Source organism: Anatilimnocola aggregata (genome assembly GCF_007747655.1).
GTDB classification, from domain to species: Bacteria; Planctomycetota; Planctomycetia; order Pirellulales; family Pirellulaceae; genus Anatilimnocola; species Anatilimnocola aggregata.
The window spans coordinates 7,270,986-7,296,330 of the sequence record NZ_CP036274.1 but is presented as its reverse complement, the minus strand read 5'-3'; the positions used below and the strand labels follow the sequence as shown (position 1 = coordinate 7,296,330).

At 56.4% G+C, this 25,345-nt stretch carries 27 protein-coding genes; 14 read left to right on the top strand and 13 right to left on the bottom strand.

From position 1 onward, the window contains the following. Positions 1-35: 35 nt before the first annotated feature. Positions 36-257, bottom strand: a complete 222-nt coding sequence (locus tag ETAA8_RS27615; RefSeq protein ID WP_145096402.1) for a hypothetical protein — start codon at positions 255-257, stop codon at positions 36-38. Between the two features lie 969 nt (positions 258-1,226). Between ETAA8_RS27615 and ETAA8_RS27610 the strand changes: the two genes are divergently transcribed. The 3 genes from ETAA8_RS27610 (at position 1,227) to ETAA8_RS27600 (ending at position 3,251) form a co-directional block, all read left to right on the top strand. Continuing rightward, positions 1,227-2,108: an RNA polymerase sigma factor gene (locus ETAA8_RS27610; protein WP_145096399.1), complete on the top strand. Its 882-nt coding sequence runs from the start codon at positions 1,227-1,229 to the stop codon at positions 2,106-2,108. Between the two features lie 66 nt (positions 2,109-2,174). Next, entirely contained in the window at positions 2,175-2,930 is a 756-nt protein-coding gene (locus ETAA8_RS27605; protein ID WP_145096396.1) for an SDR family NAD(P)-dependent oxidoreductase, read from the top strand. 33 nt (positions 2,931-2,963) lie between these two features. Continuing rightward, positions 2,964-3,251 carry a DUF1330 domain-containing protein gene (locus ETAA8_RS27600; RefSeq protein WP_145096393.1) on the top strand — a complete coding sequence of 96 codons (288 nt, stop codon included), beginning with the start codon at positions 2,964-2,966 and terminating at the stop codon, positions 3,249-3,251. A gap of 179 nt (positions 3,252-3,430) precedes the next feature. Here the strand turns inward: ETAA8_RS27600 and ETAA8_RS27595 are convergent, their stop codons facing one another. From ETAA8_RS27595 to ETAA8_RS27550, 10 genes are all read right to left on the bottom strand, one after another. Next, positions 3,431-3,961 carry a hypothetical protein gene (locus tag ETAA8_RS27595; protein ID WP_145096390.1) on the bottom strand — a complete coding sequence of 177 codons (531 nt, stop codon included), beginning with the start codon at positions 3,959-3,961 and terminating at the stop codon, positions 3,431-3,433. Between the two features lie 390 nt (positions 3,962-4,351). After that, entirely contained in the window at positions 4,352-5,836 is a 1,485-nt protein-coding gene (locus tag ETAA8_RS27590) for an FAD-dependent monooxygenase (protein ID WP_145096387.1), read from the bottom strand. Positions 5,837-6,025: 189 nt separating this feature from the next. After that, the gene (locus ETAA8_RS27585; RefSeq protein ID WP_145096384.1) at positions 6,026-6,760 is read right to left on the bottom strand and encodes a DNA alkylation repair protein; all 735 of its coding nucleotides are present in this window, start codon (positions 6,758-6,760) and stop codon (positions 6,026-6,028) included. 20 nt (positions 6,761-6,780) lie between these two features. Then, positions 6,781-7,200, bottom strand: a complete 420-nt coding sequence (locus ETAA8_RS27580) for an iron chaperone (protein WP_145096381.1) — start codon at positions 7,198-7,200, stop codon at positions 6,781-6,783. Positions 7,201-7,210: 10 nt separating this feature from the next. Next, entirely contained in the window at positions 7,211-7,684 is a 474-nt protein-coding gene (locus ETAA8_RS27575) for a VOC family protein (RefSeq protein ID WP_145096378.1), read from the bottom strand. Positions 7,685-7,804: 120 nt separating this feature from the next. Next, the gene (locus tag ETAA8_RS27570) at positions 7,805-9,058 is read right to left on the bottom strand and encodes an NAD(P)/FAD-dependent oxidoreductase (RefSeq protein WP_145096375.1); all 1,254 of its coding nucleotides are present in this window, start codon (positions 9,056-9,058) and stop codon (positions 7,805-7,807) included. Further along, entirely contained in the window at positions 9,055-9,993 is a 939-nt protein-coding gene (locus tag ETAA8_RS27565) for a proline racemase family protein (RefSeq protein ID WP_145096372.1), read from the bottom strand. Before ETAA8_RS27565 ends, ETAA8_RS27570 begins: the two co-directional genes overlap by 4 nt. Next, positions 9,994-10,902 (bottom strand): dihydrodipicolinate synthase family protein, encoded by a 909-nt coding sequence (locus tag ETAA8_RS27560; protein WP_145096369.1) that lies wholly within the window; start codon positions 10,900-10,902, stop codon positions 9,994-9,996. It lies immediately after the preceding gene. Between the two features lie 220 nt (positions 10,903-11,122). Then, positions 11,123-11,773 carry a DUF1579 domain-containing protein gene (locus ETAA8_RS27555; RefSeq protein ID WP_145096366.1) on the bottom strand — a complete coding sequence of 217 codons (651 nt, stop codon included), beginning with the start codon at positions 11,771-11,773 and terminating at the stop codon, positions 11,123-11,125. A gap of 318 nt (positions 11,774-12,091) precedes the next feature. Next, on the bottom strand, positions 12,092-12,631 hold the full coding sequence (locus ETAA8_RS27550; RefSeq protein ID WP_145096363.1) for a magnesium chelatase subunit ChlI family protein: 540 nt from the start codon (positions 12,629-12,631) through the stop codon (positions 12,092-12,094). Positions 12,632-12,762: 131 nt separating this feature from the next. On the opposite strand from ETAA8_RS27550, the gene ETAA8_RS27545 reads away from it, so the two are divergent. The 10 genes from ETAA8_RS27545 to ETAA8_RS27500 all read left to right on the top strand — a co-directional run bounded on the left by ETAA8_RS27545 (position 12,763) and on the right by ETAA8_RS27500 (position 22,160). After that, positions 12,763-13,233, top strand: a complete 471-nt coding sequence (locus ETAA8_RS27545; RefSeq protein WP_145096360.1) for a hypothetical protein — start codon at positions 12,763-12,765, stop codon at positions 13,231-13,233. 194 nt (positions 13,234-13,427) lie between these two features. Beyond that, complete coding sequence (locus tag ETAA8_RS27540) at positions 13,428-15,326, top strand: CHC2 zinc finger domain-containing protein (RefSeq protein ID WP_202921303.1); 1,899 nt, start codon at positions 13,428-13,430, stop codon at positions 15,324-15,326. 147 nt (positions 15,327-15,473) lie between these two features. Further along, complete coding sequence (locus tag ETAA8_RS27535; RefSeq protein ID WP_145096354.1) at positions 15,474-15,920, top strand: hypothetical protein; 447 nt, start codon at positions 15,474-15,476, stop codon at positions 15,918-15,920. Further along, positions 15,920-16,249, top strand: a complete 330-nt coding sequence (locus tag ETAA8_RS27530; RefSeq protein WP_145096351.1) for a hypothetical protein — start codon at positions 15,920-15,922, stop codon at positions 16,247-16,249. The genes ETAA8_RS27535 and ETAA8_RS27530 overlap by 1 nt, the downstream gene beginning before the upstream one ends. Then, on the top strand, positions 16,239-17,768 hold the full coding sequence (locus ETAA8_RS27525; RefSeq protein ID WP_145096348.1) for a terminase large subunit domain-containing protein: 1,530 nt from the start codon (positions 16,239-16,241) through the stop codon (positions 17,766-17,768). Before ETAA8_RS27530 ends, ETAA8_RS27525 begins: the two co-directional genes overlap by 11 nt. A 43-nt stretch (positions 17,769-17,811) precedes the next feature. Continuing rightward, a complete protein-coding gene (locus ETAA8_RS27520; protein WP_145096345.1) occupies positions 17,812-19,167 on the top strand; it encodes a phage major capsid protein in 1,356 nt (451 codons plus the stop codon). A 43-nt stretch (positions 19,168-19,210) separates the two neighbouring features. After that, positions 19,211-19,735: a hypothetical protein gene (locus tag ETAA8_RS27515; protein WP_145096342.1), complete on the top strand. Its 525-nt coding sequence runs from the start codon at positions 19,211-19,213 to the stop codon at positions 19,733-19,735. A 5-nt stretch (positions 19,736-19,740) separates the two neighbouring features. Further along, the gene (locus tag ETAA8_RS27510) at positions 19,741-20,004 is read left to right on the top strand and encodes a hypothetical protein (RefSeq protein WP_145096339.1); all 264 of its coding nucleotides are present in this window, start codon (positions 19,741-19,743) and stop codon (positions 20,002-20,004) included. Further along, positions 19,985-21,292 (top strand): phage portal protein, encoded by a 1,308-nt coding sequence (locus ETAA8_RS27505; protein ID WP_202921302.1) that lies wholly within the window; start codon positions 19,985-19,987, stop codon positions 21,290-21,292. Before ETAA8_RS27510 ends, ETAA8_RS27505 begins: the two co-directional genes overlap by 20 nt. A gap of 10 nt (positions 21,293-21,302) precedes the next feature. Beyond that, positions 21,303-22,160 carry a phage minor head protein gene (locus ETAA8_RS27500; protein WP_145096337.1) on the top strand — a complete coding sequence of 286 codons (858 nt, stop codon included), beginning with the start codon at positions 21,303-21,305 and terminating at the stop codon, positions 22,158-22,160. Between the two features lie 99 nt (positions 22,161-22,259). Here ETAA8_RS27500 and ETAA8_RS27495 read toward each other — a convergent pair whose 3' ends face one another. Beyond that, positions 22,260-23,063, bottom strand: coding sequence for a TIR domain-containing protein (locus ETAA8_RS27495; protein WP_145096335.1), 804 nt, complete (start codon positions 23,061-23,063; stop codon positions 22,260-22,262). Positions 23,064-23,170: 107 nt separating this feature from the next. On the opposite strand from ETAA8_RS27495, the gene ETAA8_RS27490 reads away from it, so the two are divergent. Then, positions 23,171-24,094: a nucleotidyl transferase AbiEii/AbiGii toxin family protein gene (locus ETAA8_RS27490; protein WP_145096333.1), complete on the top strand. Its 924-nt coding sequence runs from the start codon at positions 23,171-23,173 to the stop codon at positions 24,092-24,094. On the opposite strand, the gene ETAA8_RS27485 is transcribed toward ETAA8_RS27490, so the two are convergent. After that, the gene (locus ETAA8_RS27485; protein WP_145096331.1) at positions 24,071-24,949 is read right to left on the bottom strand and encodes a type IV toxin-antitoxin system AbiEi family antitoxin domain-containing protein; all 879 of its coding nucleotides are present in this window, start codon (positions 24,947-24,949) and stop codon (positions 24,071-24,073) included. The genes ETAA8_RS27490 and ETAA8_RS27485 overlap by 24 nt on opposite strands. Positions 24,950-25,345 lie beyond the last annotated feature (396 nt).

The window sequence follows — 25,345 nt, the reverse complement described above, 5'->3', positions numbered from 1 at the left end:
TGAAGGGATAGAAGGAAAGCGGCAGTCGGTTTGGCTTACAGAGGAATCCATCCTTGGCCGGGAATGTTGCGCACCAATTCAAATTGCTCCGCGCGTCGCAGCACTTGGGCGATAGCTCCCTCCGCCAGTTCATACGACTTCGCCAGTGCCGCTGCCTTGACCGGAGTTCGCCCGTCGTACATGGCTCGCAACTGCGCGGCGATCTGGTAGATGCTCGGCATGGGGAAATTGAGATCCGCTTCGAGGGTTAAGTACATTTCTGGGATGACTCCGTGTACGGGCAAAGATGTTTTGACTTCCCCTGGATTTGTATGCCGCGGAAATGTCGTTTAGTCCGCAATTCGGCGTCGACGAAATGCCGCGAGGTGTTACTTATGCTCGCCGTGACCTCGGTGTCCGCAATAATTGGAAGGCTGACCGAATTGCCGCGCAACTTACGAAAGCGTTCCTCCCCTTGGTTATCTATGCCGTGACGATGCGAGCCTGCGCGCAATTCACGAACAAAGTTGCCCGCCTATCTGATGACCTACCCGGTTGCCGGCCGAGTTGACGAAAATTCTGCCAAATAACGTCGTCCGCTATTTGTTAAGAACCCGGTTGGGGCGCAAACTGACGAACCCACCACAAAAATCACCGAACGGGATGTGATTTATGCGGCTGAGTTGTCGCGACCAATTCGGCTGCGTTGACTACAGCCCTCTATTACTTACCTACCGGACGGCGGGCCGATTTAGCGGGATCAATCTCAAGAAATGTGAAAAAAGTTTCATCGGCTGCTATTAATAACATCCGCAAAATGCGAACGAGTTGTCCCTGGAAATTCGGAGCATTACTCCGCGGGCAACATGGCCCAGAAAGGGCCGAAGAAAATAGCGGTGCCGTAAGGGACTTTCACCACACCCCCGCATCTCGCCATCCGCTAGCGACTACGCGCATTCCCGCGCAAGTTCGGCAACGGTGTCGAGATGCACACCCGACGCTTCGATCATCGCCTCAACGTACAAATCGACCAGCCGCTCCCGTGGTTCAACCGATTGGCAGTCACCCCGACTGATTCCTAAACTCAAATCCCGTCAGTGGTTGCGAAAGCGACTATTGGCGGGATTAGAACTTTTAGGGCCGAAGCTGCAATTTCAGACGCGATTGTCACAGTCCTTTGCCTCACGTGTCCAAGGAGTTGATGTCCATCCCAGTACAATAAGATGCGCTGAACGAGGAGTGCTTCGATGCACAATCCCTTTGCCGAGGTCATTGATGAATCGACCGATACAGACCTGATCAAGCAGGCGAAGCATGGCAGCCGTGAGGCTTTGGAAAAGTTGGTTCTTCGGCATCAGTCATGGATTTACAATATCGCTGTGCGGATGGTCTTCCGACCGGAGGACGCTGAGGAAGTCACCCAGGAAGTGCTGATCAAGGCCATCACCCGGCTAAGCACTTTTCAGGGAGACAGTCAGTTCCGCACTTGGCTATATCGCGTCACGGCCAACCATGTGCTCAACATGAGGCGCCGCGGCGGGGAAATCGAATCCCAGACGTTCTCCAGCTTTGCTGATGCCATCAACAATACTCCCGACCTCGACCTGCCCGACCCACAGACCGTACCGGTGGATGTGCCACTGCTGGTCGAAGAAGCCAAAATCTCTTGTACGACCGGGATGCTGCTCTGCCTTGACCGTAGGCAACGGCTGATCTTCACGCTCGGCGAGATCTTCGAAGCCAGCGATTCGGTCGGTGGCGAGATCCTGGAGATTAGCGCGGACAACTTCAGGCAGAGCCTCTCCCGCGCCCGCCGCGACCTCTACCAGTTCATGCACGGCCAGTGCGGCCTGGTTAACGCAAACAATCCGTGTCGCTGCCCGAAAAAGACCAAAGGCTTCATCGCCGCGGGGCATGTCGATCCCGATCATCTGCAATTTGTCCCGCTCCGCATACGACGAATCTCGGAAGCGGCAGTGGGTATCGTGCGGACCATCGAGAATACCGTGGATGAACAATACGCAGCGATCTTCCGCGAGCACCCCTTTCTCGAACCGAAGAACCAGTTCGACTGGCTGCGACAACTGCTCGACAAAGGCGATTTTGCGACAGCCCTGCAACTCAATTGAAGAATCTGGAAATCGCTTGTCACAGTCTCCTTCCCGTGGTGTCTACGGGAGTAAGGAGGACAAGTCATGTCGAAATTGCAATGCAAAGTGGCTCTCGTAACGGGAGCGTCCAAAGGCATCGGAGCCGGAATCGCCAAGGAACTTGCCGCTGTTGGTGCGGCAGTTGTGGTGAACTACACGAGGGACCAAACCGGTGCGCAATCCGTCGTCGATGCGATTACCACGGCCGGTGGCCGTGCCATCGCGATTCAGGCAGATGTCGCGAAGTCCGCTGACGTCGCCCGGCTTTTTGAGCGGGCGAAGGAAGCCTTTGGCGCTCTCGACATTCTGGTAAACAATGCCGGAGTCTATCAGGCCATGCCTGTCGCTGAATTGACAGAGGAAGAGTTTCATCGCCAGATCAACGTCAATCTGCTCGGGCCTCTTTTGACCATTCGAGAATCGCTCAAGCACTTCCGCCCCGATGGCGGGAGCATAATTAACATCGGTTCTGTTGCTTCCCGCGCGCACGCACCCGGATACTCGATCTACTCCGCAAGCAAGGCAGGCCTTGATGCCGTGACCGGTGTATTTGCCAGAGAACTGGCTCCCCGACGGATTCGGGTGAACTCCGTCAATCCCGGTGCCACACTCAGCGAAGGAACTAAGGAGGCTGGGCTATACGGAGTCGGCAGCGACTTCGAAAAGCAACTCGTGGCCATGACCCCGCTGGGGCGAACGGGCAGGCCATCGGACATCGCCAAGGTTGTTGCATTTCTCGCCTCGGATGATTCCGGCTGGCTGACCGGCGAAGTCATCCTCGCTTCCGGCGGGTTGCGCTAGTCTCGATTCCCACTCATTAACTGGAGAAAGATCATGCCCGCTTATATGGTGTTCATGCGTGAAAAGACACTCGACCAATCCGAATTGGAGGCCTACTGGGAAAAGGTCATGGGGACGCTTGACGGCCGCCCGATCAAGTCGCTAGCCGCCTACGGGAAGCACTTGACTCTCGAGGGTCAGGAGGTTGAGGGCGTCGTCATTGCCGAGTTCCCGACCTTGGAAGAAGCCCGTGACTGGTACTACAGTCCTGCCTACCAGGAGGCAGCCCAACACCGGCATCGCGGTGCCGTCTATCGCGGCTTGATCGTCGAAGGCGTGTGACTGCCTTACGCAGTCCGGTTCGGATCACACTTGCATTGATTTCACCGCGAAAATGCGTTGCAAGACGACATCCCAGGTTCGCAACCCGGTGAGAAAAAGTTCTATTGGTGTGCTGTCATCTCGACTCATTGAAGCCCTTTGGCATACCTGTCCGAGGGCTTTTTTCGTTAGGCGATCACCTAGTCGGCAATTGGTAACAGCTTGAGCCTCAGCGAATCGACGGAGTTGAATTTCAGCTCGACCTCGCCTTTGGCAAGCAGATCCTTCGTGATTTTCAGTTCAGTTTGTCCCATCAGGTCGTGAGCGGCGAGATCGGTATCGTTCACAAAAATCAAGATGTTGTCGTCGACGGCCACCTTCATTCCTCCATCGACAAGTTTTGTCAGGAGGGAATCACTGGCGACGGTAGTGTCACTCGCGAACTTGCCGCGGATCGCCGTCAGTTCTGGGTTTTGTAGTGCTTCAAGTGATTTTCCGCAGCGGAGTGATGTCATTGCCCCGCGCGCGAATACTTCGCGGAACCGCGGAGGAACGGGCCTTCCTAGGTCCTTCATCCGTTGCTCCATCACATCAATGAGCATGTCGGTAGCAACTTGCAATAACTTCGGATCGTTGCGCATCATCGTGACTTGCGGATCAGGACGGGCGAAGGCGCCGATTCCGGTATCCCAGGGATTTCCATTCGGCTGCGTCGGCTGAACTTCCAACATTACAGGTTGCAGTATATGCGTGGGCTTGGCCGGACGATCTGCACCGCGGCTAGTGCTCAACGCAATCACGAAGATAAGCCCCGCCAGACAACATCGAGAGAGGAACAGCATAGAGAACTCATTTCTGCTAACGAGAAGTGATTAATTTCGCGACTTATGAAAACAGTTCCTCAACCGCTGTGCCGCCATCAACGAACTTGAGTGGCCGACGAATGGGGCTCAGGTGTTATTGGGCAGTCCTTTAAACGTTCTCTTCATCAACCCAGCATACGCTGAGAAATCGACGCTGCTAGAGAACTCACTTGCCTGGACGGGTGAACCGATCGTGGCTTGAACGCGGATTTGGTCTAGCAATGCCTCCTTATTGAAGTCGAGCGTTAAATGGCATTCTCAGTTGCCGCCAGTGATGCTTACCAAATATTCGGCGATCGCTTGTTCCTCGCCAGCCTTGACGGCGCAGGCCGCGTAGCCATCGGGGCGCACGAGCCACAGACCATCGGGTTTGAAGGGCATGCGCAATTGGGAGTCGAGCAGTGTGGGAAATTCCTCGATTAATCGCTGCACTTCGCTGCTTGGCGACGCAAACAGAACAAAGCGCGGACTATTGCCTGAGCCCGCGGGAGCTCGATCGGCAAGTGGAGCCACGCGCTGCCCCGGCACTGGTGCGCCCAGGCCGCTGTCGCTTGGTCCATTCAGCGGACTGTGGCCATAGCCTATGGAGACTTCGGTCATGTTATTCACGATTGCAGTGCGAACGGGAGCAAATCCCAGCATGAAGTGCCCGACCAGGTTTCGCACTGTTTGGGCGGCATGATTCTTCATGATCGCGACAGCGGTTAAGTGACCGGCAGCGGCCAGGACTTGGGCACCGATGGCGCTACGCTCGCTGCTATAGCTAGTCAGCAACTTGCCGTCCGCACAGTTCTTGCGACAAACCAACGCCAGCTTCCACGCGAGATTAAAGGCATCTTGCATGCCGGTATTCATCCCTTGGCCTCCAGCAGGACTATGCACGTGGGCGGCGTCGCCTGCCACAAATACGCGGCCCAGTCGATAGTCGGCCACCTTGCGCTCGTTGATGCGAAACCCCGCGAGCCAGATCGGATCAGAAGCAACCATTCCCCCGGGGCCACGACGATCCATGATGGCCTGAACTTGCTCAAGTGATGGTTCTGTTGGTTGACTTCCGGCCGCAAGATCTATGTTCGCAATGACTCGGAAGCGACCAGGCAGAATTGGGAACACGACGAGCACTCCATCTTCATGCCAGTACGTGGCAATCTCTGAATCGGGAAATGGGAAGCCTTTCACGTGAATGTCCGCAAGTATCCAGTTGCTTTGCAGTGTGTCTCCTAAGAACGAGAGACCGAGGCCGTGGCGCACGGTGCTGTGCGCACCATCGCAGCCGACGAGCCATTCTGTTGCGAGGGTTTCTTCCGAACCGTCTGCTTGACGCAGGATCGATGTAACACTTTGGTCCGTTTGCGAAAAAGAAAGGAGTTCTGTTTGACGTTCGAGACTCACACCTTGGCGAAGAAGATGCTCCTCCAAAAGTCGTTCAGTGTCGGATTGGGGCAACATCAGAGCATACGGAAATGGACTATCAACCGTAGAAATGTTGATGTGGCCGATCAGTTTGTTGCCCGTGACGATATTTGCAGCGAGTACCTTATGACCTGCGGCAACGAATGTTTCACTACAGCCCGCACGGGCTAGCAATTCCAGGGTGCGACTCCACAGCACGAGAGCTTTTGACTTGTCGGTTCGCTGTGCACTCTTTTCCACAATCCGAACAGCCACCCCATAGCGCGCCAGTTCAGCAGCCAGGGTCAAGCCAACCGGGCCTGCGCCCACAATCAATACCTGTGCACTCATCGTTCACTCCTGAAGGGTGCGCGGCACAATCTCCTAGCCAGAGAGTGTGCAACTAGAAAGCCTCGCTGCTGGTACGCCGTCGCGCTGCTGAATCCTAACCGTTTTCTTAGCTCGCGTTGAAGGTCAGAAAGCAAGTCGACTTCAGCCTGCAATTGTGACCGATCATCAGTCGGCGGGATCGAGAGCAGGCTATTTGTTCCGTCGCTTGGCCAATCGCTTCACGACCGCGGGGCTCGTTAGTTCGCGTAACGCATCTTTGCCGACCCAGCGTTCAGTAGGATCCGTCGAGGCGGCCAGCTTTTGTGCCGACGCAATCGCCAAAGAGTGCAGCAGCAAGCTTCGTTTGCCAATGGAGCGGAGGGCCCAATTCACCGCTTTTTTGACAAAGTTCCGCTCATCGCAGGCCGCTTGCTCAATCAGTTCCAGGCCATGCGCGAACTTATCGTCTTCGGCCAACTTGTCGTGAACTGTCAGACTGGCGAGTAGCGCAAACGCGCTCCGTTTGACAAACTCCTCCCGCTTCGGAGCCCACTGGTCCACCTTCTTCCAGGCGAATGGACTGCGATCGAAGAGCGCGAAGCAGGCGGTATCACAAATTGCCCAACTGTCGAAGTCTTTTGCCCAGCGGTCCATTTGCTGGGAGGTCACTCGCTCTGGCTCGTCAACAAACGTTGCGAGCATGCGAGCCTCGTACCAGCCCGATTTCCAGAGATCAGCGGCCAGATCGTGATTCCGCCCTAACTTCTTAGCCAAGCTTCGCATCGCACCAACTGAAACTCCAAACGCGTTGTCTGCAGGGATTGCGTAGCGAGCCATCCCATCGCGCACTTTCGCGCTGGCCATCTTCTTGAGTTTGGCAATTACCTCGTCGGCCGCTGGTGGGGACGCCGCTTTTGGCGCGGGTTGTCGCTTTTTGGCAGACATGATTGTCGTCGATGGTTTGCTTATTTTCGTGCCTTTGCCTGGCGAGCTGCATTCGCGGCCAACCGGGCTCTGATGATCTTCTTTACGAGGGACGCGGGAAGCGGCTTTTCTGCTGTAAAGCGAATTGTCCCTGTGCTCGTATCGTAGCCTGCCAGTTCCTTTTGAAAACTGGCCAGAATCGACGAACTCATTACATAGAACGAGCAATGCTTTGCTGCGGCACCAAAGCTGGCGAGCATGCCATTCTGCTTGAAGGCGGGTACTCCGTAGCTGATGCATTCCTCGGCTTGAGGAGCGGCCAAGCGAATCGATCGTCCCAGTTTCTCGAGCGCCTCGCGCTGGGGGGAACTTACGCTGGCGAGGTACTCGTCGACCGTTGCGGCTTTGATTCGTGCCTGCGAAGGTGATTTCGCTTGCGATGCAGCTCTTGCTTTAGCCATGAGGAGAATCCTACTTTTGCTCAGCGGCCTGTTGAAGACCTAGAATGTCGAGCTTGGTCATCTGCATCATGGCCTGCATAGCCCGGCCCGCTTTGCTAGGGTCTTTGTTACTGAGCAACTTGCCGAGAACTGTCGGAATGATTTGCCAGGAGACACCAAAATTGTCTTTGAGCCAGCCGCAACGCTGTTGCTCGCCTCCTGCAGAGAGCTTATCCCATAAGTCGTCGACTTCCGCCTGTGTTTCACAATTCACATAGAACGAGATAGCCGGCGAGAACTGAAACATCGGCCCGCCATTGATGGCATGAAACTCGATGCCATCCAGCGAGAAAGTTACTCCAAGAACTGAACCCTTCGGCCCCGGACCAGCTTCGCCGCAACGCATCACGTCGCCGACTTTGGAGTTTTTAAAGATCGACACATAGAAATTCATGGCTTCTTCAGCTTTGCCATCGAACCACAAAAAGGGCGAGATCTTCTGCATGTTTCAGTTCCTGGAAATTCAGCCGTCGACGAAAGGTCATACTGAATCGATATCAGTAGTCGAAGGCTCAGAGACCGATTCGACAGATGCGAGGAATTATTTTCGCAGTGCTTTCGTCCCTTAAAGCCGACGGTCCACGGCATAGGGTTGCGGATCGATGTGCGGCGTTTGGCTGGTAACCAGTTCTGCTATCAACTTTCCGGTACTCGGCGACATCGATACGCCGAGCATGCCATGGCCGGCGGCGAGAAACACGTTGTCGAAACTCGGCACGGGCCCCAAAAATGGCAAGCTGTCGGGCGTCATCGGCCGCCAACCGGCCCAGGTCTCGAGTATTGGTTCGGCCAGTGGCTGGCGCAGGTAAATTTCCGCACCTTGCTTCAGCAAGTTGATGCGATCGGGATTCATACTGCTGTCGTAGCCGGCAAACTCCATGGTGGAGCCGATGCGATAGGAACTTGCCAAGGGAGTAACGGCCACGCGATGTTCTTCGAAGATCATGGAATGCCGCGGACAGATCTCGGGACGGGGCATCGTTATCGAGTAACCCTTGCCGGGCTGAATGGCGATGGGCCGAAGTAGTAGGCGGTGCAATTGAGGCGTCCAGGCGCCCGTCGCGATCACCACTTGATCGGCAGCCAATTCACCTTGGCTCGTACTCAAGCGTTTTGCCTGGCGACGATCTGTAATCAGGTCGCGTAGTTCACAATGCTCGCGTATTTCAACTCCGCCACGTTCCAGCACCGCTCGCCAAGCACGCATCAACTTATCGGGGCGCAAATGGCCATCGGTTTCGTAATGCCACGCCCCAGCCGAGCCGGGCTTAAGGGCTGGCTCAAGCTGCAACAATGACTGCTCATCGTAGCGCGTCGCGCCCAAGTCGAATTCACCGCGGAGTAACTTGTCTGTTTCTTCGTAGTGCTTTAGTCCACTCTGCGAGCGAAATACGAAGAGCAGGCCTAACGGTTCCCACTCGACGTCGGCGAGCGTGGACTGTAGCAGTTCGTCGTACAAATTGCGTGACGATGTCAAGAGTGATTGGATCGCATGACCGGCGGCGAGCATGTCTCGCTGATTGCACTTGCGGGCAAATTGCCAGAACCATCGCCACATGGCCGGGTCGAACCGCATTCGCACTTTCAGTGGTGAGTTGCGGGCGAGCAGCGTTTTCAACGTTCCCCATAAAGCACCCGGGCCTGCGAGCGGCAGCACATGACTGGGGCAGACGTAGCCGCAGTTGCCGTGCGAACAGCCGCGACCAAACTCGCCTTGATCGATGAGTGTGACGTCGCGCCCGGCCTGCCGCAGGTAGTAGGCACAGGCGGCACCAATCACGCCGCCGCCTACCACCACCACTCGCTCCGTGGCACTCATGACCGCAAGCCCCAGGCTAGCGAATCGCCTTCGTCAATCAGCAACTCAGCTGAGGCGGTTAGATAGGCCTCGCCAGCGATCCGTGGCAGTATGCTCCCTTCGTGCAGACGATAAGTAGCAGAAAACACGCTGCCGAGAATTCCCTCCTGTCGCCAGACCTTGCCGGGTGCAAGTTTGCCATCCGCGGCCAGGCAAGCAATCTTTGCGCTGGTCCCGGTGCCACAGGGAGAACGATCGTAGGCACCTCCGGGACACAGGACAAAGTTGCGGCTGTGATTCCCAGGTTCACTAGGCAAACCGAATAGTTCGATGTGGTCAATTTCCGCGCCACCAGTTCCTGTAATGCCGTGCTGCCGCAGCGCCGCTTTGATCTTCTGGGCGATATCCGTCAGCTTGGCTGCGTTTGCGGGCGAAATAGGTTCAGGCCAATCGCGCACCAGGAAAAACCAATTGCCTCCCCAAGCAATGTCTCCGCTGACTTCGCCAAGACCCTCGACGGCAACTTGCACATTTGCGGCCAGCCGAAAGCTGGCGATGTTCTCTAGCGAAACCGTGTTGCGACCGTCGTACTCAAACGGGATCTGCCCGACAGGAGTCTCCAATCGATGACAGCCTGCTGAGATCCGGCCGAGGTGCCCCAGAGTCACTGCCAATCCGATGGTGCCGTGGCCGCACATGCCAAGGTAGCCGACGTTGTTGAAAAAGATCACGCCCGCGGCGCAAGTGGGATCAACGGGCGGGCAAAGCAACGCACCTACAATCACGTCGCTGCCGCGTGGTTCGCAGATGATCGCGCGGCGGAAGTGGTCGAACTCGGCACGGAAGCGCTCGCGTCGCTCCGCGAGCGTGCCACTGCCTAACTGTGGTCCTCCGCTGATAACGACGCGTGTGGGCTCGCCGCCAGTATGCGAGTCGATGACCTGAATCCGCTGCATTTAGCGACCTCGCAGCGTGGGCCGATTCTCAATGCCATGGCGAATGATTGCCAAGACGCGCTCGCGCTCTTGACCGGTGAGCGCCAAGCGCGGCTCGCGCACCCATTCTTTTCCCAGGCCGGTCTCTTGCACGGCCAGCTTGATGTACTGCACAAACTTTACATGCGTATCGAGTTTGAGCAGCGGATAGAACCATTGATAGAGGGCTCGTGCTTCGTCCCACTTCTGCGCGCGGGTGAGTTCCCAGAAGTATTGATTCTCAGTGGGAAACGCAATTCCCGACCCCGCGACCCAACCATCGATTCCCAGAATCGAAGACTCGAGCGCGAGGTCATCGACACCGACAAAAATCTGGTAACGATTGCCTACTTCAATTCGCAGTTCGGTAATTCGTCGTGTATTTGCCGAGCTTTCCTTGAGGGCGACCAGGTTGCGAATGTCTGCTAACTCGGCGAACTGCGCGGGACTGATATCGACTGGATAGCCAACCGGATTGTTGTAAAGCATCCAAGGCAGTTCTGATGCTGCTGCGACGCGGCGAAAATGATGCATCGCCTCCGCACCGTCGGCTTTATAAACCATGGCGGGCATGACCATGAAACCGCTGGCCCCCAGACGTTCGCAATCGCGCACATACTGGCAGGCTGCGACGGTGCTGGTTTCAGCCACGCCACTCAAAACGGGAATTCGCCCAGCTGCCACTTTAACCGCTTCCGCGACCAAGGCTCGCTTCTCCGCGGGTTCCAGCGTTTGATTCTCACCCAACGAGCCCGCGACGATCAACCCGCTAATGCCCGAGGCAATCAGCGCCTCAATGTGTTTTGAAGTAGCGGCTAGATCGAGTGACAAGTCCTGATGAAACTGCGTTGTCACTGCGGGAAACACACCCTGCCATTTTGCTTGCGACATCGGCGAACCTTACTCCAAACAACGGTGCTATTAATTTCAGCTGCATCATTAGAAGGCTCGCGACGCGCTTGCCGCAAGGGTGGCACAGGAACACTAACTTTCTGCCTTCGTGTCGACGTGCAACTTGAGCATCTAGCACGCTCACTCCCCGTGACGACGCGACCCCAGCATCGTCACAGGGCGACATCCATTCTCAATCACGATTCTTGCTGCGAAGGAACTATTTCTTCGTCAGCTCGACGAGCATCATACGGTACTCCTTGCCGCTCTTCGGGTCGGTCATGAACGATTCGAGAGTCTTTGTGTTTTCACCGGTGATCGTTTCGACTTCGCGCATCACTGCCGGCTTTTGCGTGAGCGGGCAGTTGAATTTGTACTTCCAGGTCATTGTTTTGCCGTCGGCTGAAATCTCTCCTTCGCCGCTCATGATTCCGGTGCTGTGATTGTCGATCCAGGTCGACACGAACTTCTGGCCGATGTTGTCGAAGCCGTAAGTTCCCAGCCCTTGATACGGGCCCATGCCGGGAAAATCGCCGCTCATTTCCACCTTGATAAACCGCCCGTCGAGGATCGAAGTCACGTTGCTCGTGCAATCGCTCTTCATCGGGGGTGCATCGGGAAACATCCACATCGTGGTCTTACCGTTCCACGTACCAACGCCCTTTGTCAGATGGGCTTGCATTTTGCCAGGAGTGCCGGCGGCCATGCACTTTTGCAGGTCCTCTAAAGTCCAACCTGGTGGCAGCTTGAAATCGGGCTGTGCTGCCTGCTTTGGTTCCTTTTCTTGGGCAATCACCGCCAAATTCGCAGCGGCCACGACCGTGACAACCGCCAACATTCCCGCGACGCAACAATTCCTTACGTTCATCATTAGACCTCCTATGAGTGCCGATTCGCCGCCCCACGAGGACAGAAGTCGAATCGGCGGACGTGAATGCACAGGTGTGAAGTGTGCATATCAAATAAAACGACGAATCCCCGACATTCCTAGTCGCTTGAATACGCCTCGGATCGACATGTGGTGTCGAAATAATTCCTGCTGGGAACCAATTATCGAGCACTGCTGAAGGTGCGTCCACCACGGGCTCATATCTTGGTCAATTCTGAATCGCGCGGCAGCTGGCTGCAGAACACAGCGCTTTGTGATCGATTTGAAAAAATCGAAAAAGGCAACTCCGTATAATCTGCCTTACGTCCACATTTGCCGGTCTAGCATCCGGTAGTTGATGGCCTCGCTGAGGTGGTTTTCGTCGATGGCGTCGCTGGCTTCGAGGTCGGCAATGGTGCGGGCAACGCGGAGGACTTTGTCGTGAGCGCGGGCAGAGAGCCCGAGGTCATTCACGCTGGCCTTGATGAGTTCCTGGCAGGGAGGAGTGAGTTTGCAGAACTGGCGGATCAGCCTACTGCTCATGTGGGCGTTATAGCGGGTGTTGACGCCAGTGAAACGCGTCGCCTGAATGGCCCGGGCCGCTACAACCTGCTCACGCATTTGGGCGCTGCTGGTGCCGGCTCGCTCGGCAGATAATTCTTTGTAGGGAACGGCGGGAACTTCCATGTGCAGGTCGATGCGGTCGATGAGCGGTCCGGAGATCTTCGCCATGTAGCGTTCGATTTGCGGAAGTTGACGTACCTTGGCAAAGACTAAAGGTGCAGTTTTCCCGTGTTTTTCGCATATTTGACGGGTCGGCGCTTGATCTGAGGAAGTCTTTTCCGCGACTCGACACAGCATTAAGGCCGGCAGACAACTGCTCAACTACTGCGAATGTTTTCAAAAGTGCAATCAGTGATTGCACTTTGCAGCGAACTTGACAAGGAATCCGCGGAACCTAGGATTGGCCCGGCAAAACTAAGGAGCCAGTCATGAATGGATTCACGATCACGGACGTCGAAAATTTTACCGGTACACCGGCCAAGACTTTGGCCTCATGGATCGCGAGTAGAGTTTTCATTCCCTCTATTCGTCAAGCAAACGGTGCCGGCAATGGCGCTGTGCTTTGCAGCGAGCACGATCTTTTAGCCGCGGGTGTCGCGAGCGGCCTGCGTCGCGCTGGAGCGAGCCACAAAACAGCTGAGAGTGCTTGTCGCTTCATTCAGGCGATGGACTACTCAGAACTGATCTGCGACCTAGAATCGCGGCCCTATCTCTTCGTGGGCGACGACGATGCTTGGCTCATCAGCGGCGAGCAGCTCGCTGACGTCATGCAAAAGCAAAATGACGTGCTGCGGGCCTTCAGCGTGTTCGACCTGAGCCGCGCCTACTCAAACCTGAGCAAGCTTTTTGCCGGCAAATCTGCGGCAGCGGTCGCGAAGGCAGACACTGCCAAGAAATAAAAAACTCCCCCAGCAGGCAAGGATAGCTGCTGGGGGAGCCCTTCGATCACGGATGCGAGCGGAGTCTATGGCGGATTCCGCACGCACGCAACACCGTTTTACACCACCGATGAATTGAACACACAATGACTACTAATGCAAGTACACTTACTGAAAAAGTGTCTATTTCGAAGCGTCTTCCTAAGCAAGATATATTGCAATACGCAAGCGAACATCGCAACGGGCAACACCTGCACATTCTCTATCGGGGGCTGGACGGCTCCCCCTGCCGCGTCCGCGTGCGGCACGGTGTAAGCGGTAGCGAGTCGCGATGGCTGGTACCAATCAAGGGCCGCGACGACAGCGGCAAGTTGCTACCAAAAAAATCAGCACTTCAGATCGTTCCCTACTTTCTCGACAGACTCAGCGAAGCTCACAAAGCTGGCTTTCTCATCATCGTTGAAGGGGAGACCGACTGCTGGACGCTGAAGTTTCATGGCTTCCCGTCGTTGGGCATTCCCGGTGCCAACCTCTACAAGTGTTTGGAGAAGTTCGTCCAGCACATTCGAGTTCCTGTGTTCGTCATTCAGGAGCACGACAAGGCCGGGGAGAAGTTCGCCGTCGATGTCCCACAGTTCGTGCTGCAACACGGTCACACAGCCGGCGTACGGACATTCACACTTCCAACGAAAGATGTTTCGGCGCTTCACTGCAGCGATCCGAACCACGTCGTTTTCAAGCGTCACTTAGAGCGTGCCCTGGTTGACGCTAAGAAGTTCGTCCCGCTCACAGGCGACGCCCTGGCTGCGTGGGAAGGCCGGCCGAAGCGAGTGGTGGCAAGTTCGCCCAATGACCTGTACTTCGCTCCTGCCGATTTGCAGGGGGCTTTGAGTGTCGACAACCTACACTCGCTCATCACCCACGACCTTGGCCAGCCACATCGCGGCGATAGCTGGTGCTGCCCGTTCCACGATGATCGGAGCCCGTCGCTATCGACCTTCGTCGACAATCGTGATGGGCGGGGGCGGTTCAAGTGTCACGGCTGCGGCAAAACGGGTGACGTGTTCGAATGGCTGCAGGAACGCCGCGGCCTGGACTTCAAAGCGGCGAAAGCATTTTTAGGGCTGCAGATTGATCGCCCTAAAGCTCAACAACACACGGATTTGCAGAACGATGTCCGAATTAACAGCAGGGGTATTGGGGCCCCTGCTGAAAACTCGGACATGGCGGGAAGTTCGCAAGCTGCTAGCGGCAATCTTCCGGACTTCCACGCTGGATTAAGCAAACAGAAATGCCCGGAACCAAAGCACGGCTACTTCGTGGGTATCGCGTCAAAAAATGCGAACAAGGGCCTCTTCGGCCTCTACCCATGCGGATGTTCGGGATGCTCGGTTTGCCACGATCACTACAAGGCCGGCTACGTCTCGCAGTTCGTACAGGCCGCGGCGACCGAACCGGATTCGGTGCCTTACCTTGTCGAGCATCAGGCGAAGTATGGCGGCGAAAAGTTCTACGTCGCCGATATCCGGAAGGCATCACTGCCCACGATCACGAAGTACATCAACCGGGCAACCGATCGCACAGGAATCGACTCGGCTGCAATTCAGTATGTCGCGGTCGAGCACAGCGAAGATGCCAGCCGCGCAACGCTGATCGCGACGGTCGAGTTCAAAGGTTCGCGGCCGATTACATTGCAGCAAGCGCAGCGTGAGCTTGCGAAGCAAATTCTCGCGATCACGCCCGAAATGCGAGCCAACCGCCATCGGCCTCTCACGAGCAGTCAGGGCTGGAAACGCCCCAAACCAGTCTGCCAGTGGAAGATGATCCTAACGCCAACTCGCCAAGAGTGGTTGAAGATCGAATTGGCTCTTCAAGAACTGCGGCAATCGGGTGTCATTACCTCGCTTCAATGTTACACCGCGAAGGGTGGATTCCCTCGCACCGTGTTCGATGCAGGCAAGGAATTCGATCATGACGAGTTTCTGTACAAGCTTGGGCACATCACCGGTGCTTACATTCGCGTGCTCTCTTGGAACCACGTTGAAGTTGACGACGATATTGTGGAATCGATTGCTAGTATCGATATAGAATTAACTGAGATATTAAATAACTAATCGAAAGCCCGTTTTTGAAAAACGACCTTGCCCGCGGGGTTCGACGGATCGGCCCCCGCTGCGATGGTCAGGTGACACGCTCCGCACACGGAACTTGATACCTGACCATCGCGACCCCTTAGCCACCAGTCACGGATGACGACGTAAATGCCCGGTCCCAAAGGGAATAGGAACAGAACGACGCACGGAACCTATGGGTTTCTGGCCATCGGCTCACTGCCCAAGGGGGCATCGTACATTCGCCGGCAGCTCGGCGTTTTCGAGAAGTTTGTCGCCAATGCTGTCAAGGATAAGCACGGCGCAATCACGCTCTACAGGGCCGCGCTAATCCAATCCGCGGTTCGTCATGAAGGCCGCGCGCAGCTCCTTACGCGGTGGCTGCGTGACGGTGAAGCCGGGCTCAAGCTTTTGGAGCGAATGGCGGTACTGCGTGAGATAGGGGCCGCAAGCGACCAACGTGACCGCGTGCTGAAACTGCTCGACCTGGAAATTGAGGACGCGGGCTTCGCATCCCTCTACACTTCACCGGCCACACTGGCGCAGCAGGACACTATTTCGGATGCCCCTGCAATTTCTTCTCCTGGGAGCAACTAATGGACACGTCAAAAGCGTACGTCATGTTCGTGAGGCAGTCAGACTATGGGCGGAGTCTACTGCCAGTGGGATTTGAGCCGCTGGATGACTTTGTGCCAGCGATTGCGACTGCGTGCTGCCGACTAACGGGGAAACTAGACGCTGCGGTCACCTTTGAAGACCTTGAACTGCTCATGGCTGAGTTCAATTCGCTTTGGGTAGACCAAGCTGTCACCAAGGAATCGCTGGCAATTGCGATCCTTGACGTAGTGCTAGAACATGGAGACGATCCGCATGCAACTCGCGAACGAATTGACGAGCGGTTAAGGGACAGCTTCCGTGCGAACTGACCAACTCCGCAGGCTGCAGGCCGATCCCGCGGAGTTCCGACGCTGCCTGATGATCGACGCGGCCGGCAATGAACCGGTGAAGTTCGGCGATGTGCTCGAACCCTACCAGCTGCAAGACTTCGCGGCGCTCGACCCGGCGTGGCGACGACTGGCAGGCATCGCAACCGAACCCCAGCACACGCGGGCATGGCTCGAACGCCCCCGCGGTCACAGCAAGACGCATGACATCGCCGTGACGGCCGCGTGGGTGCTCTTCGCCGCTCGCCGGAAGCTGACCGGTGTCGTCGCGGCAAGTGACCACGATCAAGCGACGCTCGTCCGTGAGGCAGTCGACAAGCTCACGCGGCTTAATCCCTGGCTGCTGCAATGCCTCGAAGTGCAGCGCAGCGTGATCGTGAACCCGCACACCGGATCGCGGCTCGAAATCATCAGCAGCGACGTGGCCAGTTCGTACGGGCTCACACCCGACTTCATCGTGTGCGACGAAATCTCCCACTGGTCGAAGCCTGACCTGTGGCAGTCACTCATCAGCGCCGCGGCCAAACGCCCGAACTGCGTGGTCGTTTGCATCCTCAACGCCGGCTTTCAAACGCATTGGGTCTGGCCACTCCGCGAAGCGATCCGAACCGACGCGTCGTGGTACTTCCATTCGCTCGATGGCCCGCAAGCGAAATGGATCACCCCCGAGCGCCTTGCCGAGCAGGAGCGGCTGCTACCGTTCGTCGCCTATCGTCGGCTGTGGCTCAATCAGTGGACCGGTGGCGGTGGCGATGCCCTTACTGAGCAGGAACTCCGCGACGCTCTTACACTCACAGGCCCATCAGGCGCAACACCGCAGGGCTACGTCTCAGTCGCCGGGCTCGACCTCTCAACCACCCGCGACGCTACCGGGCTCGCAATCGTAGGGGCCCACGTGGGCTATACCGAAGTCAAATCGGAAGCTCAGCGACACCTATCGCCGCAAATGGCCGCGATGATTGACGTCGGGGTGTTCGATGCGCCCCATCGCGAAGACCAGCTCATTCGCCATGAGGGCACCGGTCGGCTGCGACTGCTCAATATGCAAACGTGGCAACCGGGCCCTGGCCGCAAGATCGACCTCGAACAAGTCGAAGAGGCTGTCGTCCAAGCTCACCAGCGATATCGCCTCTCAGCGGTCGCCGCGGATTACTGGCAGGCCGAACTGATGGTGCAGCGACTGCGGAAGCGTGGCGTGCCGATCCAAGCCATTCACTTCACCGGCCAAAACCTGCAAGCAATGGCAACGACCACTCTCGACTCATTCCGCGAACGGATGATCGACCTATATCCGCATGATGAGCTGCTGGCCGATCTGAGCGGGCTGAAGGTGGCAGAAAAGAATTATGGCTTCCGGCTGCAATCTGACCGCGGCACCGCCAAAGGTGGCACTCATCACGGCGATGCGGCACAAGCTTTGGTGCTCAGTTTGTACGCTGCTCGCAAATTCAATCTATCGCCAACGAAAAAAGTTGATAGAAGTTTAGTACTTTATCCCTAAGTTAGAGCTTAGCTCTGACTTCACATAGCAGAAGGAACTGCAAATGAAGATCACGAATGGACTCCGCAACTGGCTCGTTAAGAACTACAGCGTCTCGGAAGCAGCTGATGCTGACGTCCTGAGAACTCAAGCCGCGTCCGCTGTGGAAAGCGGCAAGCTCTCGCCGGCCAAGTTCGCCGAGCTGCTGAACGGCGACGAACTCACGCCCGATGCCCTCTTCGGTTCGATGAACGGTGGCAACAAGGGTGACGGCAAGTTCAACACGACCAAAGCGGTCGGCCGACACAACAAAACCGGCGAGACTGTGAAGGATGAGCGCGGCCGAATTGCCATGCAGCCGAGCGAACACGAAAACGCCAAGGCCGGCGCTTTCCTGAAACACCTGGCGTCGCGGGCCGGGCTCGGCAACTCGCTCGCCCGAACCGATCGCGAGCTGCTGGAAGAATGCTACGGCGACGCGTGGGCCGGCAAGTTCCATTCGCACTATCTGGCCGGCATCCCGGGCTCGAACGCCAAGGCCGTGCTCAATGACGCTGTGAGCGGTGGCGCTGAAATTGTGCCGGAATGGTTCGACGACAATCTGATTTCCTTCCCACTGCTCAGCGGCGAGCTGCTCCCGTTCGTCGACCTGCGACCGGTTCCACGTGCCAACAGCGTCGAAGCTGCGAGCGTGGGCAATCCGACAGTAATTTGGGGCACTCCGGAAGGCACGTCGATTTCGGTGTTCAATACGTCGAACTTGATCGACGACATCAACAGCTCGATTCACGCCGTCACGGTCGCTATCGAAGTTGGCAAGGATATGCTTGTCGATGCCGCGGCAGACGTCGGGCGGCAACTTGTCGAGAATGTCGGTCAGCGGCTGTCGGCAGAGTTGGATCGTGTTATCGCGGCCGGCAACGGCACCAGCGAGCCGCAGGGCATCGCCAATGCGAGCGGCATCGGCACCGTCAACACCGATGAAGGCAGCAGCGGCCCGCCGTCGTTGAGCGACTACGAAGGCCTGATGTTCGCAATTGGTAAGCAGTATCGCTCGAAGGCCATGCGGCCGGCCTTCTTGTCGAATGATGTCAGTTATCGTCGCAGCCGGGCTATCCAGATCGACCCGTCGATTCAGACTCGCGACCAGCGCCCGGTGTTCGGCCTGGACGCCGTCAATAGCTACATCACGCTCGACTGGCCGCACCGAATTAATGGTGACATTCCCAACGCGACTGCGATCTTCGGCGCTCTCTCGCGCTACCGGCTTTACCGGAGGCAGGGCTTTGAGGTTCGTTGGGAAATGGGCGGCAAGGAATTGGCGCTGAAGAACATGGCGCTGCTGATCGTCAGGGGCCGTTTCGGGGGCCGCGTGGCTGATGGCAATGCCTTCGCCAAGTGGTCGGACGGCCAAAGCTAGGCCCAAATTTAATTACCCATTCCCGTTAGTCGGAGATTGATAGATGGCCAAAGTTTTTGAAATCGAGATTACGGGCGGAAAGCGAAACGACTGTTTTCACTTCCGCCCAATTGGCGAAACAATCCGCGGCCGGTTCGATTTGAACCGCGAAACGGAACCGCTCGCCCGCATGAAGATCGTGGACTTCCCCGAACCAGTTCCCGGTCAACGCATCGGCGTTGATTTGGAATTCGGCGAGGGCTACATCATCGAGCCCTTGCATGAGCCCGATCACGTAGCGACGCGGAAGCGGATCGAAGGCCGCGGTCTGAGCATCGCGCCAGCTCGCCGACCATTTCCCGGTGTCGACGTTTCGACTTGGCTGTTCTGGCTGAATCGTGGCGTTGAGTCCGGCATCGCTCGCGTGTCGCAGGGAACGATGCCAAAGAAGCTGGACGGGCCGGTGAAAAAGAGCTTTATCACCGTCACGAAGCCAGCTGACAACACGCGCGAGGATCGCTTTCTCGCTGCGATGGAACGGCAGAACGAACTGATGTCGGCTCTCCTGGCCAAGCTCTCTAAGGAGTAACGCCCATGCGGTGGTTGCTGTTTGGATTCAAGGGCTCGGCTCGTGAGCGTCGTTTGCTGCTGCGACTCGATACTGCGCGGCAACAGCTCGCAGACGAGCAAGCTGCACACGAAGCGACGCGGCGAACGCTCTCTGTCTCACAGGCCGAATGCGAGGCGCTGGCCGCTGTTTTGGCCCGCGATCGCGCTCGAATCGAAGCCGAAACGTCTACGTTCGCCCGTAAGACGGCAAAGAATGAAGGGCTCGCCCATGTCGTCCGCAATCGCTAAAGCTTTTGCACGTCTCGAATCCTTGCGAGCGAATGCAAAAGCTGCCATCGTCGCCCCCGCTCTGTCCGCCATCCAGAGCGGGGGCACGATTGGCGAAACACGACCCGCACCAAGCGGTGCGCGCGAACTGTGCGATCACAACAAAGGGTGGGTGTTCGCGGCCGTGCGGCTGATTGCCACTCGCGTCGCCGGCCAAGCGATCAATGTGGGCTACCGCGCCGGTTCGCTGCCTGTGAGGAAAGGTGGCAACGCGGTCGAGCCGCTCTCTTCGCACCGGCTGCTAAACGTGCTGAGCGACCCCAGCGACCTGCACACGCAGTGGACGCTGATGTTCTGTACGGTCGCGAGCTTAGAACTGACCGGCCGGGCGCTGTGGTGGGTGACGTCGGAGAATGGCCAAGATCGCATCTTTCACTTGCCGACTCATTGGATCGAGTCGACTGATCGGCGTCGTACCGTTTGGAACATTCGGCCCGATGGTTCGACTCGATCCTTCCCGATTCCCGGCGAGCAAATCGCCCACTATTTCTATCCGGACCCCTGCGACCCGTTCGGCTGCATTTCCACGCTGCAGCGAATTGCTGATGCCGTGCTCGCCGATGAATCCATCGGCACCGCTCAGCGTGCGGCCTTCGAGAATGGATTGCTGCCCGGGCTCATCCTTCACGCTGGCCGGCTCCCTACCGATCCTGTGACCGGTGAACAAGGCGAGCGGCCAATTCTCGAATCATGGCAACGCCGCGAACTGGTATCGGCCATTCGCAATATGCACCGCGGGGCGATGAATGCCGGCGAGCCCCTGATACTAGACGGGCTCATCGACAATATCACGAAGCTGACCAGCAGCGTCGCTGAAATGGACTTCTTGAACTCGTCCAAGCTCACGAAGGCCAAAATTCTGCAAGGCTTCGGCGTCTCGCCGATCTTGCTGGGCGAAGTTGAGGGGGCCAATCGAGCGTCTGCCACCGTCGCCGATGAAATCTTCGTCAGCAACAAAGTGAACCCGCTGCTCACCCTGCTTTCACAGGCAATGACTGAATGGCTCGGGCCGCTGTTCGCTCCCGACGACAAGCGGCTCACCGTTTGGATTGAGCCCGCTGTCGCACACGATCCGGAGTTGAGCCTGAAGCGCTGGCAGAGCGCCGCACAGCTCGGCTACGTCACGCCGAACGAGTATCGGCGGAACGTGCTCAGCTTGCCCAATATCGACGGGGGCGACGAACTGCGCGAGGCGCTGGAGCCGATGAAGGGTTTCGACCCGTACACGCTGGCCAGTCTCAGCAACTAGCGAGTGTGATATGTCAGCCGAGAAAACGCACGGCACTAATGAGCGTCGACTCGCGAAACCGATTCGCCTCTTTCTCACCGGCCAAGCCCGGCGCGTCGCGGCCGAAGTTCGTCAGCACGGCACAATTACCGCGGCGCTTGTGCCGCTCATCTTCCGCGCCGACGTCGAACACCTGGCGTTTTTGAAGGCGGTTCGCACGCCGATGGCCACTACGATCGCTGGGGCCGCTCTCGCCGAGCTGCGGCGACACGCGAAACCGAAGAAACGCAACAAGGCCGATGACTCACTCGAAGAATCGCTTCTCAAACTGAAGGGCCTTCCGAAAGAAGCATTCGAGCTGCTGAAGGAATACCTGCACGACTTGGAAGCTCAGCCGTTCTGGGCCGGGATACAAGCTTCCACTGAGAAGCGGCTTACCGAACTCATTACAGGCGGCATAGCGGACGGCCTTACGAATCGCGACCTAGCGAAACTGATTGCCGAAGAGCTGGGCGCGGGGAGTGCCGCCCGCGCACTGGCAATCGCTCGCACCGAAACAACTGGCCTGATGAATGCGGGGCATGCAGCCGTTCACAAGACGCTCGGCGATGCTGGACTCATCACCGGCAAAACGTGGTCGGCGACGCTCGACAAAGACGTGCGAGCGGCTCACCTGTCCCTGCATGGCGTCACGGTGAAGCCGGACGAGAACTTCAACGTCGGTGGCTTTCTAGTTCCCTATCCCGGGCATTGGAGCTTACCAGCTCAACAGCGGGTGAATTGTCGATGCCTCACGACAACGAAGAGCGCGTTTGAGGAAGGCACGGAGGATGAGTACGAGGACGACGCCGAGCTAATCAACTTGATGGCCGCGGCCGGAATGCTATAGGCCAGTGGTGCGAGCAACTGTGAGCATCGACAATGCCGCAATGAGCAAAATCGACGTAATCGAAAAGGGCGATGGCTGCGATCTGGATAATCGAGCGCGTTAGTCTAATGTTCCCTTGTTAATCAGATTGAGTCGATTTTGAGCGTGCTCAATTGCTTGCTGTGATCGATATATCTTACTCCTTGCCCGATCAGCTTCTTCTTGATCTGTTGCCTCTTTCAGTAGATTCTGATGCTTCTTCAGTTCGCGTTCGTTTTGACGAATTTGCATCCTGAGATAAGTCTCTTCGGCTACCTTCGGTACGGTGTCTGGCAACAGCACTACAGGATGTTCAGGCCGCTTCTGCGATAAGGCAAGCGACAGCATCTCTCTCATCTCTAGTATTAGCTGTTTCTCGTCAGGAGCTTTCGGCGGCTCAGCGCCGGTTGACTCGATCGCATTAAGTTGCGACTCCAGCTCGGGCCACCACTTTTCAAAATGATCGTTCAATTCATTGGGCGGAAGCGAGTCGCTACCTAGTGCGGTGTTAATGTCCCTACACAGCTCAAGCGTGTCGCTCTGGTTAGCTGCTCTCGCTTGAAACAGGTTGAGAGGCGCTTGCAACTGGCTCGGCTTAATATCCAGTAGGTACGGCGTGACTTGCGTCGCTTCCACACTTCGCAGCAATGCGCCGGCCTCAAAGTTCAGCCACGGTCGCTCCCAATTGTCCGCGGTGACACAGAGAATGCCGAACTTCGTTCCGATCAGCGCCTTTACAAGTTCGTCGTAGGCAAGACGCCCCGAGCGGATGCTGTTCTTCGAATACCACGGCTCGGTTCGCTGTAGTACGCGACGAATGAACTTGCTGAGTGCCTCGCCGACTTTTTGACTGCGGGGGCCGGACCAACTGACGAAAACGCGCATGGTAGTGTTCTCAAAGCTGTTTAGCAGATTGCGAGTTAGATCATGGTTTCCGATGCTTCATCGGTCAACTAGAATGCCAAGCTCTTTTCAACCGATGCGAGATTACAATGGCTAAGAAGGTCAGTACGAGCGAATTGGACTTCATTCGCAAGATCAAGAGCATCGCGCTCAAATCGCTGTTCTCTGACGACACTATCCTTGAAAACCTCGTGCTAAAGGGCGGTAACGCTCTCGATCTCGGTCTAAACGTATCGACCCGCTCCTCGTTAGACCTCGATCTATCGATGGACGAGCAGTTCGAGACGAACGATGAATTTAGGGAGAGGATTCAGCGAGCAATCGAAGATGGCTTTGCCCGGGAAAAGTACCGCGTTATCGATTTCAACTTCCGAGCAGTCCCGAGAGGAGTCGAAGAAGATCCAGAGCTGATCGAGTTTTGGGGCGGCTACTCAGTTGACTTCAAGATCATCAGCGCGGAAGACTACGAAAGACTCAAGGGAAATGAAGAGCAAATAAGGAGAGAGTGTGAGAAAGTTGGTTCAAATGGGTCTACTAAATTTGAAATAGATATTAGCAAGCACGAGTACAACAAATCGCGGAAGTTTGTAGTATTCGAGGGGCTGAAGATCGCAATCTATACGCCCGCGGCGCTAGTCGCCGAAAAGATCAGGGCAATCTGTCAGCAGATGCCGGAGTATGGTTTGATTGTTAAGCGATCGCGTGGAGCGGGAGCTAGGCCGAAAGACTTCACAGATATTTATGTGATTTGCAACCATCCGGAATTCGGCCTGGAAGTGGATTTTGGCTCCGCTGAGTTTCATTCCTTAGTTCAGAAGATGTTCGAGGCTAAGCGAGTCCCTCTCGACTGGATCGGCAAGATCAAAGACACATTTGACGTTCACGTTTTGGCTTTTCCATCTGTACTTGACACGATATTGCCCGGCGTGGAACTGCCCTCCAACGACTTTGAACTCTATTTCGCTTTCGTTGTAGAGAAGTGCCGACAGTTAGAACCCCTTTGGAATAAATAATCGCCAACGTGAATTGAAGTCGGGGTTCTTCAGTCCGTAGTCTAGGTGGAAGTTAAATTCTATTTTGAACTCGTTCAAAAGCTCGATCTGTGTGGCCCGGTAGCCCGCGCGCTCCATATAGAAACCGATCGCTTGGTGATATGGATATGTGTAGTTGATTCTAAGTAGGTAAGATACGAGTCGATTGACTGAGACATTCTTGCTCGCGGCCCTGTATGCCGCGAGAACCTGATGAACGCCACCGGAGTACGCAGGGCGGACGGCCGCATCGATCAGAGTCCGTTCGATGTCGGTGACGTGAATCTCAGATGTCGACTCCGCGAGTTTCCTTGGGAAGACTCCGAGGTTGTCGGTGTTTCCGCCGTTCACCATGCACACTGATCGCTCACCCAACGAAGCGATGCGAGATGATTGTCGGCACTTGCCTCGAAACACCCGATCAACGGCCTCTTGAACCAATGTTCCGCCACCGGGGCGAACGGCTTGCTCGATATTGAAATAGAATATCTTCGGAACTTGTTCCGTTAGACCGTTGAAGTAGATCGCCGAGTAGTGACTGAAATACCCCTTCTCGCTTAGAGACTGCACAATCTCAAATTCGCTGGCCTCCCTCCAAACGAGGCGAGTTACGGGGCGAGTCGGAAATCGCAATTTGACTGTGTGAAGGTGGGAGTGTTCTTCTAGCAGGCGAAGGAAAGCCAAGGGAGCGATATTGCCCAGTCGCCAGTTCTCGCGGAATTGATTCAGCAGATCAGTCACGACGTCAGCTGTCAGAACCCTCGAAGACAACGAATCCAGTGCGGTTTCGATATCCTGTCGGGCGACAAGGAAGCGGCTTTTATAGGAAACTGGCATGTTCTACTCCGGTTAAGGCTGTGTCTAGCAGTATATATACTGCTAGACACCAGCAAGTAAAGGCCGCTGGAGCTAGCCCAATGCACGCAAGCTCTTCCTGCGAAACGAGTAACGCACTCCGAGAAAAAAACGGCTGTCTTTGCATGGCACATCCGAGCCGGAAAATCGGCAAACACAGGTCTATATCCGCAAGATGCTTTCCTGTAAGGGTTTACGCCAGCACCCCCCTGGATCACCAGCTCAGAGCGAACACGCTGTATATATACAGCGTGTTCGCTCTGAGCTGGTGATCTACCACCCCCAACGTCTTGCGTGGACTGTGGAGTATATATACTACACAGTCTGGGCCAAAATCTGGCGAGATTTGCTCCCGGCTACCCGCACTTTTCGCAGCAA

Bases quoted from the DNA above. Each gene is read 5' to 3' on its own strand.
- ETAA8_RS27615 (WP_145096402.1), bottom strand. From the start codon at position 257: ATGTACTTAACCCTCGAAGCGGATCTCAATTTCCCCATGCCGAGCATC.
- ETAA8_RS27610 (WP_145096399.1), top strand. From the start codon at position 1,227: ATGCACAATCCCTTTGCCGAGGTCATTGATGAATCGACCGATACAGAC.
- ETAA8_RS27605 (WP_145096396.1), top strand. From the start codon at position 2,175: ATGTCGAAATTGCAATGCAAAGTGGCTCTCGTAACGGGAGCGTCCAAA.
- ETAA8_RS27600 (WP_145096393.1), top strand. From the start codon at position 2,964: ATGCCCGCTTATATGGTGTTCATGCGTGAAAAGACACTCGACCAATCC.
- ETAA8_RS27595 (WP_145096390.1), bottom strand. From the start codon at position 3,961: ATGTTGGAAGTTCAGCCGACGCAGCCGAATGGAAATCCCTGGGATACC.
- ETAA8_RS27590 (WP_145096387.1), bottom strand. From the start codon at position 5,836: ATGAGTGCACAGGTATTGATTGTGGGCGCAGGCCCGGTTGGCTTGACC.
- ETAA8_RS27585 (WP_145096384.1), bottom strand. From the start codon at position 6,760: ATGTCTGCCAAAAAGCGACAACCCGCGCCAAAAGCGGCGTCCCCACCA.
- ETAA8_RS27580 (WP_145096381.1), bottom strand. From the start codon at position 7,200: ATGGCTAAAGCAAGAGCTGCATCGCAAGCGAAATCACCTTCGCAGGCA.
- ETAA8_RS27575 (WP_145096378.1), bottom strand. From the start codon at position 7,684: ATGCAGAAGATCTCGCCCTTTTTGTGGTTCGATGGCAAAGCTGAAGAA.
- ETAA8_RS27570 (WP_145096375.1), bottom strand. From the start codon at position 9,058: ATGAGTGCCACGGAGCGAGTGGTGGTGGTAGGCGGCGGCGTGATTGGT.
- ETAA8_RS27565 (WP_145096372.1), bottom strand. From the start codon at position 9,993: ATGCAGCGGATTCAGGTCATCGACTCGCATACTGGCGGCGAGCCCACA.
- ETAA8_RS27560 (WP_145096369.1), bottom strand. From the start codon at position 10,902: ATGTCGCAAGCAAAATGGCAGGGTGTGTTTCCCGCAGTGACAACGCAG.
- ETAA8_RS27555 (WP_145096366.1), bottom strand. From the start codon at position 11,773: ATGATGAACGTAAGGAATTGTTGCGTCGCGGGAATGTTGGCGGTTGTC.
- ETAA8_RS27550 (WP_145096363.1), bottom strand. From the start codon at position 12,631: ATGCTGTGTCGAGTCGCGGAAAAGACTTCCTCAGATCAAGCGCCGACC.
- ETAA8_RS27545 (WP_145096360.1), top strand. From the start codon at position 12,763: ATGAATGGATTCACGATCACGGACGTCGAAAATTTTACCGGTACACCG.
- ETAA8_RS27535 (WP_145096354.1), top strand. From the start codon at position 15,474: ATGCCCGGTCCCAAAGGGAATAGGAACAGAACGACGCACGGAACCTAT.
- ETAA8_RS27530 (WP_145096351.1), top strand. From the start codon at position 15,920: ATGGACACGTCAAAAGCGTACGTCATGTTCGTGAGGCAGTCAGACTAT.
- ETAA8_RS27520 (WP_145096345.1), top strand. From the start codon at position 17,812: ATGAAGATCACGAATGGACTCCGCAACTGGCTCGTTAAGAACTACAGC.
- ETAA8_RS27515 (WP_145096342.1), top strand. From the start codon at position 19,211: ATGGCCAAAGTTTTTGAAATCGAGATTACGGGCGGAAAGCGAAACGAC.
- ETAA8_RS27510 (WP_145096339.1), top strand. From the start codon at position 19,741: ATGCGGTGGTTGCTGTTTGGATTCAAGGGCTCGGCTCGTGAGCGTCGT.
- ETAA8_RS27505 (WP_202921302.1), top strand. From the start codon at position 19,985: ATGTCGTCCGCAATCGCTAAAGCTTTTGCACGTCTCGAATCCTTGCGA.
- ETAA8_RS27500 (WP_145096337.1), top strand. From the start codon at position 21,303: ATGTCAGCCGAGAAAACGCACGGCACTAATGAGCGTCGACTCGCGAAA.
- ETAA8_RS27495 (WP_145096335.1), bottom strand. From the start codon at position 23,063: ATGCGCGTTTTCGTCAGTTGGTCCGGCCCCCGCAGTCAAAAAGTCGGC.
- ETAA8_RS27490 (WP_145096333.1), top strand. From the start codon at position 23,171: ATGGCTAAGAAGGTCAGTACGAGCGAATTGGACTTCATTCGCAAGATC.
- ETAA8_RS27485 (WP_145096331.1), bottom strand. From the start codon at position 24,949: ATGCCAGTTTCCTATAAAAGCCGCTTCCTTGTCGCCCGACAGGATATC.